General features: G+C 41.1%; 12 protein-coding genes and 1 pseudogene. 7 read left to right on the top strand and 6 right to left on the bottom strand.

Annotated features, from left to right (window positions below; genetic code table 11):
• Window positions 1–98: 98 nt before the first annotated feature.
• From EWV60_RS17095 to psb30, 3 genes are all read right to left on the bottom strand, one after another.
• Complete coding sequence (locus EWV60_RS17095; protein ID WP_287233608.1) at window positions 99–1,271, bottom strand: hypothetical protein; 1,173 nt, start codon at window positions 1,269–1,271, stop codon at window positions 99–101.
• 10 nt (window positions 1,272–1,281) lie between these two features.
• Window positions 1,282–3,612, bottom strand: coding sequence for an NACHT domain-containing protein (locus tag EWV60_RS17090; protein WP_353734403.1), 2,331 nt, complete (start codon window positions 3,610–3,612; stop codon window positions 1,282–1,284).
• Between the two features lie 237 nt (window positions 3,613–3,849).
• A complete protein-coding gene (gene psb30, locus EWV60_RS17085; RefSeq protein WP_002736367.1) occupies window positions 3,850–3,969 on the bottom strand; it encodes a photosystem II reaction center protein Ycf12/Psb30 in 120 nt (39 codons plus the stop codon).
• A 194-nt stretch (window positions 3,970–4,163) separates the two neighbouring features.
• On the opposite strand from psb30, the gene EWV60_RS17080 reads away from it, so the two are divergent.
• The 4 genes from EWV60_RS17080 to arsC all read left to right on the top strand — a co-directional run bounded on the left by EWV60_RS17080 (window position 4,164) and on the right by arsC (window position 6,852).
• A complete protein-coding gene (locus EWV60_RS17080; protein WP_016514455.1) occupies window positions 4,164–4,502 on the top strand; it encodes an ArsR/SmtB family transcription factor in 339 nt (112 codons plus the stop codon).
• 125 nt (window positions 4,503–4,627) lie between these two features.
• Window positions 4,628–5,773 carry an ACR3 family arsenite efflux transporter gene (gene arsB, locus EWV60_RS17075; RefSeq protein WP_103112036.1) on the top strand — a complete coding sequence of 382 codons (1,146 nt, stop codon included), beginning with the start codon at window positions 4,628–4,630 and terminating at the stop codon, window positions 5,771–5,773.
• 9 nt (window positions 5,774–5,782) lie between these two features.
• The gene (gene arsH / locus EWV60_RS17070) at window positions 5,783–6,430 is read left to right on the top strand and encodes an arsenical resistance protein ArsH (RefSeq protein ID WP_287233603.1); all 648 of its coding nucleotides are present in this window, start codon (window positions 5,783–5,785) and stop codon (window positions 6,428–6,430) included.
• 23 nt (window positions 6,431–6,453) lie between these two features.
• Window positions 6,454–6,852, top strand: coding sequence for an arsenate reductase, glutathione/glutaredoxin type (gene arsC, locus EWV60_RS17065; protein WP_002750385.1), 399 nt, complete (start codon window positions 6,454–6,456; stop codon window positions 6,850–6,852).
• A gap of 282 nt (window positions 6,853–7,134) precedes the next feature.
• Here the strand turns inward: arsC and EWV60_RS17060 are convergent.
• Window positions 7,135–8,022, bottom strand: a pseudogene (locus EWV60_RS17060) (ISAs1 family transposase); the annotation flags it as partial.
• 470 nt (window positions 8,023–8,492) lie between these two features.
• Here EWV60_RS17060 and EWV60_RS17055 point away from each other — a divergent pair.
• Window positions 8,493–10,484 (top strand): ABC1 kinase family protein, encoded by a 1,992-nt coding sequence (locus tag EWV60_RS17055; protein ID WP_002750390.1) that lies wholly within the window; start codon window positions 8,493–8,495, stop codon window positions 10,482–10,484.
• 122 nt (window positions 10,485–10,606) lie between these two features.
• On the opposite strand, the gene EWV60_RS17050 is transcribed toward EWV60_RS17055, so the two are convergent.
• On the bottom strand, window positions 10,607–11,911 hold the full coding sequence (locus EWV60_RS17050) for a cytochrome P450 (protein WP_287233599.1): 1,305 nt from the start codon (window positions 11,909–11,911) through the stop codon (window positions 10,607–10,609).
• 209 nt (window positions 11,912–12,120) lie between these two features.
• On the bottom strand, window positions 12,121–13,317 hold the full coding sequence (gene alr / locus EWV60_RS17045) for an alanine racemase (RefSeq protein ID WP_287233609.1): 1,197 nt from the start codon (window positions 13,315–13,317) through the stop codon (window positions 12,121–12,123).
• 168 nt (window positions 13,318–13,485) lie between these two features.
• Between alr and tnpB the strand changes: the two genes are divergently transcribed.
• Together tnpB and EWV60_RS17035 are read left to right on the top strand one after the other, a co-directional pair.
• Window positions 13,486–14,667 carry an IS200/IS605 family element RNA-guided endonuclease TnpB gene (gene tnpB / locus EWV60_RS17040; protein ID WP_149107582.1) on the top strand — a complete coding sequence of 394 codons (1,182 nt, stop codon included), beginning with the start codon at window positions 13,486–13,488 and terminating at the stop codon, window positions 14,665–14,667.
• 352 nt (window positions 14,668–15,019) lie between these two features.
• Window positions 15,020–15,295 carry a polyhydroxyalkanoate biosynthesis repressor PhaR gene (locus EWV60_RS17035; RefSeq protein ID WP_084990060.1) on the top strand — a complete coding sequence of 92 codons (276 nt, stop codon included), beginning with the start codon at window positions 15,020–15,022 and terminating at the stop codon, window positions 15,293–15,295.
• Window positions 15,296–15,393: the final 98 nt, after the last annotated feature.

Genomic DNA, 15,393 nt, shown 5'->3' with positions numbered 1-15,393 from the left:
TCTTCCGTGAATTCTAGGTTAATCATGTTTTTAATGAGTGCTTTGCTTCTAATTATGACTCTTGAACTATATTATTGTCTTTGAGTAAAAAATGCAAGTTATAACCGTGCAAAGTATAAATCTGTTTCTTCTTTAGCCAGATACCAAATTTCCAAACCAAAGCCAATAGCCGCTGCTCCAGCCACAGCCGCAGCCACAGCCGCAGCCCAAGCCGCAACCACAGCCACAGTACCAGCCGCAGCCACAGCCACAGCCGCAGCCCAAGCCGCAACCACAGCCCCAACCACAACCCCAGCCCAAGCCACAGCCGCAGCCACAGTCCCAGCCCAAGCCACAGCCCAAGCCACAGCCCAAGCCACAGCCACAGCCCCAGCCCCAGCCCAAGCCCAAGCCGCAGCCTCAGCCGCCCCACCCACACCCACAGCCAAACTCCCAGCCACAACCATAGCCCCAACCACAGCCTCATACAAAGCTGTCACCCCTTCCCAAACTAGGTTTTTTCTGAGTAGTCGATACCATTCTCGGCAAAACGTCCAGGGTCCCAGTAAGCCCAATTGCATCAATAAAGTTGGCTCTGATTTATCTTTTTCGATTATAATTTCTCGCCATAAAACTATCAAAAAAGACAGCACAACAGCAATTGTGATTGCCATCAAGCCATTGACCCAACTTTTTTGCTGATTGAGCATAATAGCAAATATTTCAATTACAGATCCAAGAGAGAGCAAGAAGACAACAGTTATAACAATTAGATATTCTCGGCCTTTTTTAAACTCATATTCTATCTTTTCAAAAAGATTGCGCCAGTCGTTTCTTGTGGGTAGGCGGTAGTTGATTAAGCGAAACAGTAAGGCAAATTTTAATTCAGGTGTCAGACTATTAAATAAATATAACCAACGCTGCTTTGGAGTGATTTTACTTAACACTCGATCAACAAACTCTATTTTAGCAGCTAAATTTTTAATTGAAACTGATTCTAATTCATTTTTTAAATAACTTAATTGAGTCAGATTAATTTCATCTTGTAACTGAATCGCACATAAAGGAATGACTAACCGAGGATCGACTTCAAGAGTGATTGTGGGAATATCATCAGCAGAGCTTTCAATAATTGCAGCAGCAACTTTCTTGACAGTAGCAGAGAACTGAAAATTGCTTGAATTTTCAAAAGGTTGCCAAATCCAATTTAAGTCCGTTTCGATTACCTCTTGTGGCTGGCGCTTTTGTTTAACGGCTCGATTTTTTAGTCGGCGAATGAATCTGAATAGCATTAGTTTTCCTTCATGATAGAGTGCGATTGCGTTCAGCTTGACTATCTTCTAACTCCTTCAACAGTGCTGCAAGTCGAAAACTTACTTTTCCGCTTAAGTTCGGATCTTCCTGCAATCTTTCAAGTGCCTCAGCCGCTTCTGGTATGGCAATTTTAACTAGATCATCCATTGCTTCTATAGAGCCTTTTCGAGCTAAAGATTCTAGTTGATTAACTGCTAAACCTCCCATTCTGATCAACGCTTCTCGCACTTCTATAAAATGGGGTTGATTGGGATCATAGTAAATAACTAATTTTTCTACTGCTTGAGGCAAATTAGTGGCGGATAAGGCTTGAGCCGCTGCTTTTTGGCTGTCTGAATTATCTAAACTATCAACTAAAAAATTAAATAATGCTTTCCCTCTAGGACGAAAATCAGCCGCTACTGAGCCAAAAGCACTACAAATTGATTCATCGGTTCTCAATTGTGTTTTAAAATAATCTATAATCTCCTGAGCAACTTCTGGTGTTACTTCTTGAGCATCTGCTAGACATTCAAATGCTGTCAGTGTATCTTGTTGATATACCGCCGTAATTAAATCCGTACTATTGTTTGCCAATCCACACCATAACTTGACAATTTCTAGCCAGTCGCTAGGAGCATTTTTCCATTTTTGAATTAATTCAGCTTGTTTGTCTGTTAAAGCTGCTGCTACGAAATATTCTTGTAGAGTGAGATGGGGAAAATAATAACGCTGTCCGCCATCAATGCGAAGCAATAATCCACTGCGTTTGACGATTTCATCAACGATAGAATTAGCCTCTTTAGGCTCTAGATTTAATGAAGGTAAGACTTGTTTAACTTGTTCCCATACTTCAGAATCAAGAAGACTGCGGCGATCTTGCTGTTGTCGATTAGTGCTATTCTGAGCATAGAGTGCTAAATGTTGCAGAACTCGCCGCTTGTTGACACCACTATATTGATTAGGGATATTTCTTTGTTGATCGCGCAATTCTAATAAAACATCAGTAGCTTTAGTGTAAAATTCGGCTCGCGAATGAGGTAAAACGAAGGGAGTATCAGTATAAAGATAAGCGATGATTGTTAACAGTAGGGGATTCCGCGCCAGTGCCATAATTTTCGGTTTAGCTCGCAAGTTTTGAATCAATTGTTCTACTGATTTCTCTGGCGGCATTTCCGACTTCCAAGCTTGCAAAAAGCGGCGCATTTGTTGGTCACTAAATTCGTCAATCTCTAAAGTTTCCTCGGTATTATCGACAAACTCATTATGATAAACAGCCGTCCGACAGGTAATAATTACTCGACATTTTTTATAATTTTCTAATTCTAAAAAGTCCTTAAGACACCGAACAACAGAAGAGCGAACGCCACTACTAACCTCATCTAACCCATCTAAAAGCAGCAGCAAACGTCCGTCTTTTAAACCTTGAGAGATGAAACGATTAGCTTTGGGAAAATTATGGCGATCGCAAGCTGCTACTAAATGTTGTTCTAACTTTTCTACTGTCAAATTAGCCTCATTGAGGCGGTTCAATTCTAGTAAAATTGGCACGGGACGATCGGATAAATTTTTGAATCGTCCTTCTGAATAGGAAAGTGCTAGATATTTTAATAACATCGACTTTCCCGAACCAGGCGCACCTTTAACCACTAAGCGGCGGTATTTTTGCACCGCATTTTCTGCTTCAATCAAAGAGCGATCGCTCGCTTTAAAAGCTTTTAAAGAAACATAAATCTCCCGCATTTTTAGGGGACGATGAGGACGAAAAGGTATATTAAGTTTTTGATATTTATCAATTAATGCTTGTCGATACTTTTTAAGAGCAATATTTTCAAATAAGGGTGTTCCAGCGAAGGTTTTATAAATCCATTTACTAATCGCTTCTAAAGACTGATTGAGCCATTTTTTTAAGGTATCACTAATAACATTCCACAAAATACCACCCAAAACAAGAATAACAATCACAGGTATCCAGGCAGGATATTTATTAGTATCATATTGTTGTTCATAGATATCCCATAATTCATCCTGTGGAAAACAAGAAGCTTGAGAATTTACCTCTTTATACAAATTTAAAATATCACCAATTGTCTTTTTCTTTTTATCAGTATTAAAAAAGTTCAAACGGTCAGCTTCTGCATCTTTTTTTGCCCGATTTTGAATATCTCCCCTAAGTTGGTTACAGGGATTAGGTGCAGGAAGCTTTTTAGTAGAAACAGGCAAAATTGTCCCCCACGCGACTGAAATTGCCAGCGCTAGGACAAAAATCATCAATAACTGCTGCTTTTTCCAGTGAATAAACTTCATTGTCTGTACCGTTTCTTTGCCTTTTTCCCACATCCTGGCTACCAACATAACACTGATTTATACAGTATAGGCTACATATAAGGAGAGGCACTCATGCAAGAGGGGGAATAAATAATCAGTTTTTAATAACCAGATTCAGTATGATAACTGAAAACTCACATCTGATAACTGATGACTGATAACTGACTCCTGACTTTTAGACAAAAAATCTCTCCCTAAAGAGGAGAGAAGTCAAAAAAAGCACGAATAACAATGGGTGGGAGGCGATTTTTATAGGTCGCCACCACGAAAAGCTAGTAGGAAAATGACAAAGGGGCCAGCTAACATGATTAGCGCCACGAAGGTGAGTTGAAAAATGGGTTCTAAATTGAGAGCCGCAAATAATTCCATGATGTCTCCTAACCTGTTTACAATGATTTAAAAGGCTAATCTGGTCAAAACCATTGTCTCTGGTCAAAACCATTGTCTATCATACAGGGGATGATTCGCTGGTTTTCCTGATTCGATACAAAAATACATAAAGTTTTGTTGCAATTCTGAATTTTCCCGCTTTCCTATTTCCTTCCCACCGAGGGACCATCTCAATGTTCAACTCTCTGACCACATCTCCCGACTCGTTAACCCAAATTTACACTGGTTTTCAGGCACTCTCGGATCCCCTACGGCTGCAAATTTTGCAACTGTTGCGACATCAGGAATTATGCGTCTGTGAATTGCGCGACCATCTCGATATCGCCCAATCTAAATTATCTTTTCACCTAAAAACGCTAAAAGAAGCTAATTTAGTCCGCAGTCGTCAAGAGGGTCGTTGGATCTACTACAGCCTAAATCTATCTCAATTTCTTCTCCTAGAAGAATATCTATCCGAATATCGTCGTTTTAGTTCCCTTGTCACCGCTCGTTTCTGCGAGGAAAATCAGTAACCAATCAAGATTTTTAGAAATATTAAAGCTTTATAACTAGCTTTTACCCTTGACATATCAACTTTTTTTGAAATAATAAAGGTGGATTACCCAATCTCCCATTATTCTCTTTCCACCTTTGTGCGATGACTAATCAAATCAATCCTAAAGCCGCCAAAGCTGGCGGTAGCCTTAGTATTTTTGAAAAATACCTTACCCTTTGGGTTATTTTCTGTATTTTGGCGGGAATTGCCCTCGGTCGGTCATTTCCGGACGTAGCGCGGACTTTAGATGCCATGAGTATCTATAACGTTTCTATTCCGATCGCCATCTGTCTTTTCTTCATGATGTATCCGATCATGGTTAAGATCGACTTTTCTCAAGCTCTTCGGGCTGCCCGTACTCCCAAACCAGTTATTTTAACTTTAGTGGTTAATTGGCTGATCAAACCCTTTACCATGGTGGCGCTGGCTCAATTTTTTCTCGGCTGGCTGTTTCTGCCTTGGTTGAGTCAAACGGAGATTATCCGAGGACAGACGGTAAGTTTAGCTAGTTCCTACACTGCTGGAGCTATTTTACTAGGAATTGCTCCCTGTACGGCCATGGTTTTGATGTGGGGCTATCTTTCCTACAGTAACCAGGGTCATACCCTAATTATGGTAGCAGTCAATTCCCTAGCGATGCTTTTTCTCTACGCTCCTCTAGGTAAATGGTTACTGGCAGCTAATAATTTTGTAGTCCCCTGGCAGACCATTGTTTTTTCTGTGTTAATCTACGTTGGTTTACCGCTTATTGCCGGTATCTATAGCCGTCACTGGATTTTTAAACATAAAGGACGGGCATGGTTTGAATCGCGTTTTCTTCACTATCTCAGTCCTGTGGCAATCACTGCCTTATTGTTAACCTTAATCCTCCTCTTTGCTTTCAAAGGCGATTTAATCGTTAGTAATCCCCTGCATATTTTCCTGATTGCTATTCCCCTCTTTATTCAAACTAATCTGATTTTTTTACTTAGTTATGTGGCCGCTCTCAAACTCAATTTAGTTTACGAAGATGCGGCTCCCGCTGCTTTAATTGGTGCTAGTAATCATTTTGAGGTCGCGATCGCCACTGCGGTGATGTTATTCGGATTGAATTCGGGGGCTGCTTTAGCGACAGTAGTGGGAGTATTGATTGAAGTACCTGTGATGTTAATGTTGGTAGAATTCTGTAAAAAAACCGCCTTTTGGTTTCCCAGAGATCCAGAAAAAGCCACCCTTCTCGATCCTCGTTGCTTGAGTCCTTACAAATAATTATTCACCATGGTCCAATCGACTCACAAACCAAGAATTCTTTTTCTGTATGGTTCTTTACGGCCACGTTCCTACAGTCGTTTACTAGCAGAAGAAGCGGCCAGAATTATCACTGAATATGGGGCAGAAGTGCGCTTTTTTGATCCTCGTGAATTGCCGATTTATGGCAGTGTTTCCGATACTCATGCCAAGGTGCAAGAATTACGAGCATTAAGTCAATGGTCCGAGGGTCAAGTCTGGTCATCTCCCGAACTTCACGGCAATATTAGCGGCATCATCAAAAACCAAATTGATTGGATTCCCTTAAGTATTGGTGCGATTCGTCCCACTCAAGGACGCACTTTAGCAGTTATGCAAGTAAGCGGAGGTTCCCAATCTTTTAATGCAGTTAATACCCTGCGAATTCTTGGTCGTTGGATGCGAATGTTTACTATTCCTAATCAGTCTTCGGTGGCTAAAGCTTATCAAGAGTTTCACGAGGATGGCACGATGAAAGATTCCCCCTATCGAGATCGAGTTATTGATGTGATGGAGGAACTTTATAAGTTTACCATTCTCCTGCGAGATCAGGTAGATTATCTGACTGATCGCTATAGTGAAAGGAAAGAAAAAGCCGCCAAAGAAATAGCCACAATTGCCCATAAAGCTATTAATTAAATCAATTTCTAGGAGTTAAAATCATGAAAAAAGTCATGTTTGCCTGTAGAAAAAATTCCTGTCGTTCCCAAATCGCCGAAGGTTTCGCTAAAACTTTAGGTGCGGGTAAAATTGCCGTCACCAGTTCCGGATTAGAAGCGGCCAAAGTTCACCCCGGAGCAATCGAAGTTATGGGGGAAATTGGTATCGATATTACCGACCAAACTTCCAAATCAATTAGGGATTTTAATCCTGAAGATTACGATGCCGTTATCTCCCTATGTGGTTGCGGTGTCAATCTGCCGGAAGGATGGATTTTACAGGAAATTTTCGAGGATTGGCTAATTGATGATCCCGATGGTCAACCTATGGAAACTTTTCGCCGAGTTCGCGATGAAATTAAGGCTAAAGTTATCGGATTAATCGAGCAGTTAAGTAGGTAGTTGTTAAAAGTTGTCAGACACCCCCCTTATCAAGGGGGGATTAAGGTAGGGTTGATTCATTTAAATTAAGTACAGCTGATTTTGAGTCAATAAATTTAACTTAAGATTCTCAAGTTTATCTTTTTCTAATCAAAAGAGTTAGTTACAATAACTAATCTTTAATCCTCTGCCAATATTTATTATGAATAAATTGATAAAACTTGTTCTCAAGCCACTAAAAGCCTATCTCTCTTGAAGTTGTCTGAGAGTACATCCTGTTAATTTAGCTAATTTTTCTGCTTCTTACGTCGATAAAACTATCAGTTTTTCCCAACGTTCAGCTAACCACTTCTGTCCCTCCGTGATTGAGAGAAAACCCAAACCTCTGAAAAGATTCAATCCTATAGTTGTGAGAATTGACCAATTGCTTGCCGCTTGAAAATCACTGATCTCGCTTTTATCTTCCTCAAAAATTACATCTTTTACCCAATGTAACTGATTTTCTATTTTCCAATATCCTCGAATAATTTTAGCAAATACTTGAGCGGATTCGGTTAGGCTACACTTCGACAGGCTCAGTGACCGCTGATATAGTAAGCTGTTTCTTCATAAGTTTTATCCCCGCGACTACCCCTTCTTTCTACTTTAATAATTCTTCGCAGATTTTCAAACCCTTGTCTTTCATTTTTCCTCACTTTAAAAACTTCTATTTTTCTTGATATTTTTCGTCCATGACTATTATTTTGACGGTGATAACATAATCATTTTTACTCTTGGCTATTAAGCTGATTGTTTTTTTCTGACAGTGTCAAGCATCCCCAGTAAAAACTTTATTTTGGAAAGAGCAATCCTCAATTATAGCTTAACCTTCGTCGATTTCAGACCCTTTTTTGTTTTCGACTCTTTTTAAGTGTAATACTAATCCACACTTCGACACATTTCGACACATTTTAACAAGCTCGATGTAAAAGCTCAATGTAAAGGGTCAGTGACACTTTCTTGACTAAACAATGAGACAAACATGATAAAATTTTGTTGTTCATTGTTAGGATTCTTTAGGGTGTTTTTGAGACTTTTTCTATCTATGTCTAGCCAATTTATATCATATCTTTGTCCATATTCTTCTAATCCCCATTCATTAAACATTTTTAACAAACTCTGCCATTTAATTCCCATTATTAAGTACCTAAGCAAAATTAATTACACATTTCGATATCCCCAAGCTTCCTCTCTGTCCAGCAATGCTCTAAAGTTGATAAATATCAATCTAATAAAAACTCAAAGCCCTATTGTACAAGCTTTACAAGCATGAGTTGTTGATAGTTTTGCATGACAGTTTCGGTAGAGCCTAAAGCTTTTGCCTATTGCCTATTGCATGAGTGCCTATCCTAACCAAGAAATTAATTTTGCACGACTACTTACCCTTCTAATTGTTGAACAAAGTCCTAGAAATCAGCCAAATTACCGCCCTATTTTTTGACACCTACAATTAAGGATAATCAGGGCAGTATCAGCCTCGAAATCGTCAAAAACACCGATAACCATCCGGGGAAAGTTGACGGCCAACCTGAACCTAGAACTAGGGAGACAAAAACAAGATCGGGCAGAAAGCCGATACTTGTTACAATAGTTTACAAATCACCCTGCCCCGTCACCGAACTATGTCCGAACAGATGATCTCCCCAGAGACGCAACCCGAAGAAGCGATTACTGTTGAAGTGCAGCCCGTCCATATTCCCGAAGAGCATCGGGAAGATATCGGCCCCATGGATGACAACGTGGCCGAGAGTTGGCGCTACAATCCCCAAGTTATTAACGACTATTACCGTGGGCGACCTCTAGACGTTGTGGGGAGATTAATCGAAATTACTCTACCAGTTTTATCTTTTCTCATCGGTATCTGGTGGGATAAACTGCGGGGAAAATCGCCGAAAAATGAAATTAGACGGGCTGTACAATTGCGGGAAATGTTGACCAAATTGGGACCGACCTATATTAAAATCGGTCAAGCTCTCTCTACCCGTCCTGATTTAGTACCGCCTTTATATTTAGAAGAATTAACCACTCTCCAGGATCAAATTCCCTCTTTTCCTAACGAAATCGCCTATCGTTTTATCGAAGAAGAATTAGGTTATTCTCCTGAAGAAATTTATGCGGAATTATCCCCCAATCCCATAGCGGCCGCTTCCCTAGGACAAGTTTATAAAGGTAAATTAAAAACCGGAGAGAGAGTCGCCGTTAAAGTACAGCGTCCCGATTTGATTCGCTGTATAACTTTAGATGTGTATATCATGCGTAGTTTGGCGAGTTGGGCGAAAATTAATGTTAAAAGACTTCGCTCCGATTTAGTGGCAATTACCGACGAATTAGCTGGTCGTATTTTTGAAGAAATTAATTATCTGCACGAAGGACAAAACGCCGAAAAATTCGCTCAACTTTATGGTCACATTGCCGAAATTTACATCCCCAAAATCTACTGGAAATATACCGGGCGACGGGTTTTAACCATGGAGTGGGTGGACGGCACAAAATTAACTAATATCAAAGAAATTCAAGCGCAAGGTATTGATGCCACCTACTTAGTTAATGTGGGGGTGCAGTGTTCTTTGCGTCAATTACTTGAACACGGATTTTTCCATGCGGATCCCCATCCGGGTAATTTATTAGCGACTCCCGATGGTAAATTAGCTTATCTTGATTTCGGCATGATGAGCAATATTGAACCCTATCAACGCTACGGTTTAATCGAAGCGGTGGTGCATTTAGTCAACCGGGATTTTGAGTCTCTGGCCAAGGATTATGTTAAACTAGACTTCCTATCACCAACTACCAATTTAGAGCCAATTATTCCCGCTTTTTCCGAAGTTTTCGGTAATGCTTTGGGGGCGAGTGTGGCAGAATTAAACTTTAAAAGTATCACCGATAAAATGTCGGCGATGATGTACGAGTTTCCCTTTCGAGTTCCTGCCTATTATGCCCTGATTATTCGCTCGATGGTGACTTTAGAGGGAATAGCGATTGGCATCGATCCTAATTTTAAGGTACTGAGTAAAGCCTATCCTTATATTGCCAAACGTCTGCTGACCGATCCTTCCACGGAGTTGCGAGATTCCCTGCGGGATTTATTGTTTAAAGACGGTACTTTTCGCTGGAATCGTTTAGAAAATCTCTTGCGTAATGCTAAAGATTCTAATGATTTTAACTTCGAGAAAGTCAGCGAACAAGCATTAGATTTTCTTCTGTCAGATAGGGGTATATTTATCCGCGAAAAATTAGTGAATGAGTTAGTAAATACCCTCGATAATTTCGGCCGTCGCACTTGGTTTAATCTCACGGTTAATTTCCGGCAACAGGTGGGTTTAACGGTACAAGAAACTCCCCCAGAATTGTTGGGTGATGCTAAGAGTTTTGAGCATCTTCGCAACATCTTTAGTATTTTACAGGAAACGAAAGGATTTGATGCCATGGCTATGGTGCCAGTGATGACGAAACTAATCGCTAAACCGGAAACCCAACAGATGGGACAAAAAATTGCTGAAGGTTTGCTACAAAAATCCCTAGCGCGTTTAATTCGTTACCTAGTTCTCGAATTTGATAGACCAAATCATCAGCAAAATGGAGAATTATCGAAAGCTTTACCCGCTGCCGATTAACCTCTGTCAGTTCCACCGACTGCTCAAAATCTGAGCATTTCCGACAATAAAGGCCGTGAAATAAATTTCACGGCTACGAGAAAAACGCTAAACTGTTTTTAAAGTTTTTTTATCCTAACTGGTTAACGGGGTTTAAAGGTGACTTGTAAACCGTCGCGAGGATGGGGAGTGGGGATAGTGGTGAGGGTGAGATCTTGATTAGGGAGTAATTGCCAATCATACTTTTGTACTAAACGGACGGCTAAAATTTTCATCTCTAAACGAGCGAATTCCTTGCCGATACATTCGCGCAATCCCGCACCAAAGGGGATATATCCGTAGGGTTTTTCTTCGGCTAAAAAGCGATCGGGATCAAAGGTTTCAGGATGGGAATAAATATTATTATCTTTATGGGTATTGCTGATTTGATACTGCACTACCCATCCTTTCGGCAAATGATAACCGTTAAATTGACAGTCTTCTATTACCCGACGGAATCCTCCTCCCACGGGGGGAGTAAAACGTAAAACTTCCTTTAAAACGCGATCTAAATAGGTCATCTGTTTGAGGGTATCAACGCTTAAAGGAGTGGATAGATCAAAATTAGTTATTTCCTCAAGGACAAGCTGAAAAATATCGGGATGCAGTGCCATTTGTAGGCAGAAAGTGGCGATAGCAGAGGTTAAAGTTTCATGACCAGCAAAGAGTAATAATAGCACTTGATCCTTTAATTCCGCTAGGGATAAACTTTGACCGTTTTCGTCTTTAGCTTGTAAAAGGATAGCCAGAGCATCCTGGCCTAAGTCATCATTTTTTTGTCTTTCTAAAATGATAGTTTCTATGGCTTCCAATAATTCTTCTCGACAGCGTAATGCTTTGCCGAAAGCTGTCCAGGGAAGGGGAATGGGAAGGGTAAATAGTCCCGCACACCAAGTATCAAAAGCTTCTCCTAATTTGGTAGCAGAACCCTGGTCAAGACCGACAAATAATTTACAGGCGATATCGAGAGTATAGTTTCTTAATTCAGGATACCATGACAGGGTTTTGGCATTTTGCCAACGCTCTAAATAGCGAGCGGTAATTGTTTCTACCGTAGGGATATAACTTGCTAGGGACCGGGGTTGAAAAGCTTGATAGATTAAACGACGACGGGAAGCGTGAACATCTCCCGTATGCACTGCTAAAGATGCGCTACCTAGGAGAGTTTTGGTACTTTTAGGCCAAGTGGCCGCAAAGTATTTATTCTCGTTGCTGAGGAGAAACCGGTTAGCTTCGGCACCGGATAAAATAATCGTGGGACTGCCAAAAATATGAGTACGGAAAAGTTGACCATATTTATTATGACGTTTACTGGCAAAATCCCCATCGGTTAAAAAAGCGATTGTTTCTCCTAATAGGGGTAATCCGAAACTGCCGGGGGGTAAGGGTAAATCGTTGCTTATAGTCATCGCTGCCTCTAGGGTAAAACTAATCATTTGCCGTCGATTAACCCTGTTTATTCTAACCTAAAGCACCGGCGAATTCATCCCCTTATCTAGCTGGACAATTAGCGATCGCACTTAACAACGGTAAGTACCTAAGCAAAATTAATTACACATCTCACCAGTCAACAGTAAGAATTGCCGCCAATTGACATTTTTTAAGATCACCGCCATAATCACCCATTGCTAATAGTAATTCGCGGCAAACGATGCTTAAAACCGCAGAGAATTTCCCAGGATATCGTACCTAAATCCCGCGCCCAATCGTCGGCGGTGATGCACTGTGGGCCGTCTTTACCGATAAGTGTGACGATTTCCCCTGTTTTTACCTCTGGAATCTCGCTCACGTCAATCATTAACTGATCCATGGTTATCGCGCCGATTTGGGGTACTAAACGTCCTCTCAGGGATACTTTTAAACGATTGGAGAGATTGCGGGGAATTCCATCGGCGTAACCGATACCGACCACAGCAATACGGGTGTCTTTTGCCGCTATGTACTGATGACCATAACTCACTCCCGAACCAGAGGCAATGGTTTTGACTTGGGCAATGCGCGCTTTTACTTGCAGCACCGGTTGCAAAGGGACTTTATCGGTGAGATGATCGGCAGGATAAAGACCGTAGAGAGCTAATCCGACTCTAACTCGATCGTAGTGCAGAGATCGATCGCTTAGGGTAGCGGCAGAGTTGGCTAAATGCAGACAGGGGGGATGATAACCTTTTGATCTTAACTCGGCGATCGCTTGTTGGAATCTTTGCCGTTGTAACTGCATGATCTCGGGATTGGGATCGTCAGCTGTGGCAAAATGGGAGTATATACTGGCAATTTTCAGGTTAGGAGCCTCTAAAACCTGTTCGACGAATTTGGTGCCGTTGTGCCATTGTGTACCTAAGCGAGACATCCCCGTATCTAGTTTGATATGGACCGGCAGCCGCTGCTCTAAGCGTCTCATCACGCTGGCAAAAATTTGCACCTGTTCGATTTGCACCAGGGTGGGTTGCAATTGCCAATGGGCTAAGGCTGCCACTTCTTCCGGGGTGTTCACTGCCCCTAAAATCATAATTGGGGCAACGATTCCCGCTTCGCGTAGTTCGATACCTTCCCCGATAGTCGCGATGGCTAAAGACTGCGCTCCAGCTTCTAAAACGCTGTTAGCCACCTTAACTGCCCCGTGTCCGTAAGCATCGGCTTTAATTACCGCCATTAATTCCGTTTTTGGGGCTAATAAGGCCTTGACTTTTCGCACGTTTTGTTGTAGGGCAGAGCGATCGATCTCTACCCAAGCACGATAGCGAATTACTTCCGACAATTGATAATCATGACGGTTTTTGGGCGGATTGATAATTTTTGGTTCGATGCTAAACACCACTCGCTCACTCCTTTGCACACATAACCCAATTTATCACAGATGTCGGGGTGAAGACCCTCGTACTGACGGGATGAAACCCCGACCAAAATAGAACCGCAAAGCACGATTAAATCCTTGACAATTTAGCCTTGCATAGTTTACCATAGTAAATATAGTCTGGTAAACAAGATGTTAAAAGCGTTTAAGTACAGAATCTATCCGACCAGTGAGCAATCAGTTTTGCTTGCCAAGTCGTTTGGCTGTGCTAGATGGTTTTACAATTACGCCCTAAACTTGACATCCGAAACTTACAAGCAAACTGGAAAAGGATTAAGCAGAGACGAAATAATTAAGCTGCTGCCTTCCCTAAAAAAAGAGCATGAGTGGTTAAGCGAAGTACCATCGCAGGTATTACAACAAGCTGCTTTAAATCTTTCTAGTGCTTTCCTTAATTTCTTTGAAGGTAGAGCTAAATATCCTAACTTCAAGAAAAAGCAAAATAGGCAGTCGATTAGATTTCCTCAGCACTGTAAGTTAAAAGATGATGTTCTGGTATTACCTAAAATTGGTGAAGTCTATTGCCAAGTTTCACGGCAACCAGAGGGAGACTTAAAGTCTGTTACGGTTTCAGTTAATCCATCAGGAGAATATTTCGCATCTTGTCTCTATGATGATGGTCAGGATTTACCCCAAAAATCATCAGAAGGAAAAGCTGTCGGCATAGACGTTGGACTAACCCATTTTGCTATTACATCAGACGGGACTAAACATGGGAATCCTGAATACTATCGTAAGTACGAACAAAGATTAGCGAGGAGACAAAAGAAACTAAGCCGCAAGCAAAAAGGCTCTAAGAATCGAAATAAAGCTAGAGTTAAAGTTGCTAAAGTTCACTCTAAAATCCTTCGTTGTCGTGAAGATTTTCTGCACAAACTAAGTCGTAAATTAGTTGACGAAAACCAAGTCATAGTGGTAGAAAATCTGGCAGTCAGAAACATGGTCAAAAACCCTAAACTAGCAAAATCAATTAGTGATGCTGGTTGGGGTCAATTCTGTACTATGTTAAAATACAAGGCTGAATGGGAAGGAAAAATCTATATAGAAGTAGATAGATTCTTTCCTAGCTCTAAGACTTGTAGTAACTGTTTAAATCCTGTTGATAGTTTGAGTTTAGATATTCGTAGTTGGCAATGTCCTAAGTGTGGAGAAACCCACGATAGAGATATCAATGCCGCTAAGAATATTCGGGATGAAGGTTTACGAATTTTGGCGGTAGGGCATACCGCTACTGCTTCTGGAGGGAGAGTAAGACCAAGTAAAGGCACTGCTTTTGCAAGGCATCTCCCCGTGAATGAAGAATCCCTCGCATGAGTGCGATGGGAGTGTCAAACCAAAAGAAAACCGAGAGGGCTAGGAAAAAAGCCGGAAACTCCTCTGGATTTCCTCCTTTTTCCAGGCGGAATCTAGGCTTTAAGATGAATGGGATGTTAGGAAGTTCCCGAAAAAATTGGCAGTTAGGGTTATCGGTGTTAGGGGTTAGGGTTTTTTCGCAGAGAATGAACAGTAACCGCTAATCAGTGACAAGAAAGTAGCGAAGTTTTCACCTAACACTATCTCAGTGGTTGGACAGAAGTGAAGTTAACTATAGGGTAAGGAATGCCAAAAAGCCTAGACTAAGATAAAATTATTATATCCAACCAGATGCAGTACAGGAGTTTAGCCAATGTCTAACGAAACTGTTACTTATTCCCTAGAAGCTGTCCTCACAAGGATTGAGGGGAAGATCGATAAGATTGATGAGCGCTTGACAAAAGTAGAAATAGGATTAACCGATCTCAAAGGAGATATTAAAGTGTTAGACGAGAAAATCGAAGGCATTGACAATCGGCTAATATCGGTAGAGGGAACCCAAAAAAATCAGGTCTGGACATTGATTATCCTTTTGGGAAGTGCCATTATTACGGCTGCTTGGAAAGTATTTTTTTCCAGTAATATCTGAGTTCTCTAATTCTCAACAAGACTACAGTTAATCGCTCCTGAAAGAAAATTTTCTTAAAGCCTAGACTAAGATAAAATTATATCCAACCAGATGCAGTA

The organism is Microcystis sp. Msp_OC_L_20101000_S702, assembly GCF_007095705.1.
Lineage (GTDB): Bacteria > Cyanobacteriota > Cyanobacteriia > Cyanobacteriales > Microcystaceae > Microcystis > Microcystis ichthyoblabe_A.
Note: the sequence above shows the minus strand (reverse complement) of the source record. Positions and strands in the feature narration are given on the sequence as shown.

Coding starts and splice junctions, on each gene's coding strand:
- EWV60_RS17050 (WP_287233599.1), bottom strand. CDS start 11,911: ATGACTATAAGCAACGATTTACCCTTACCCCCCGGCAGTTTCGGATTA.
- EWV60_RS17055 (WP_002750390.1), top strand. CDS start 8,493: ATGTCCGAACAGATGATCTCCCCAGAGACGCAACCCGAAGAAGCGATT.
- EWV60_RS17080 (WP_016514455.1), top strand. CDS start 4,164: ATGTTCAACTCTCTGACCACATCTCCCGACTCGTTAACCCAAATTTAC.
- arsC (WP_002750385.1), top strand. CDS start 6,454: ATGAAAAAAGTCATGTTTGCCTGTAGAAAAAATTCCTGTCGTTCCCAA.
- EWV60_RS17090 (WP_353734403.1), bottom strand. CDS start 3,612: ATGTGGGAAAAAGGCAAAGAAACGGTACAGACAATGAAGTTTATTCAC.
- EWV60_RS17035 (WP_084990060.1), top strand. CDS start 15,020: ATGTCTAACGAAACTGTTACTTATTCCCTAGAAGCTGTCCTCACAAGG.
- arsB (WP_103112036.1), top strand. CDS start 4,628: ATGACTAATCAAATCAATCCTAAAGCCGCCAAAGCTGGCGGTAGCCTT.
- tnpB (WP_149107582.1), top strand. CDS start 13,486: ATGTTAAAAGCGTTTAAGTACAGAATCTATCCGACCAGTGAGCAATCA.
- psb30 (WP_002736367.1), bottom strand. CDS start 3,969: ATGGAATTATTTGCGGCTCTCAATTTAGAACCCATTTTTCAACTCACC.
- EWV60_RS17095 (WP_287233608.1), bottom strand. CDS start 1,271: ATGCTATTCAGATTCATTCGCCGACTAAAAAATCGAGCCGTTAAACAA.
- arsH (WP_287233603.1), top strand. CDS start 5,783: ATGGTCCAATCGACTCACAAACCAAGAATTCTTTTTCTGTATGGTTCT.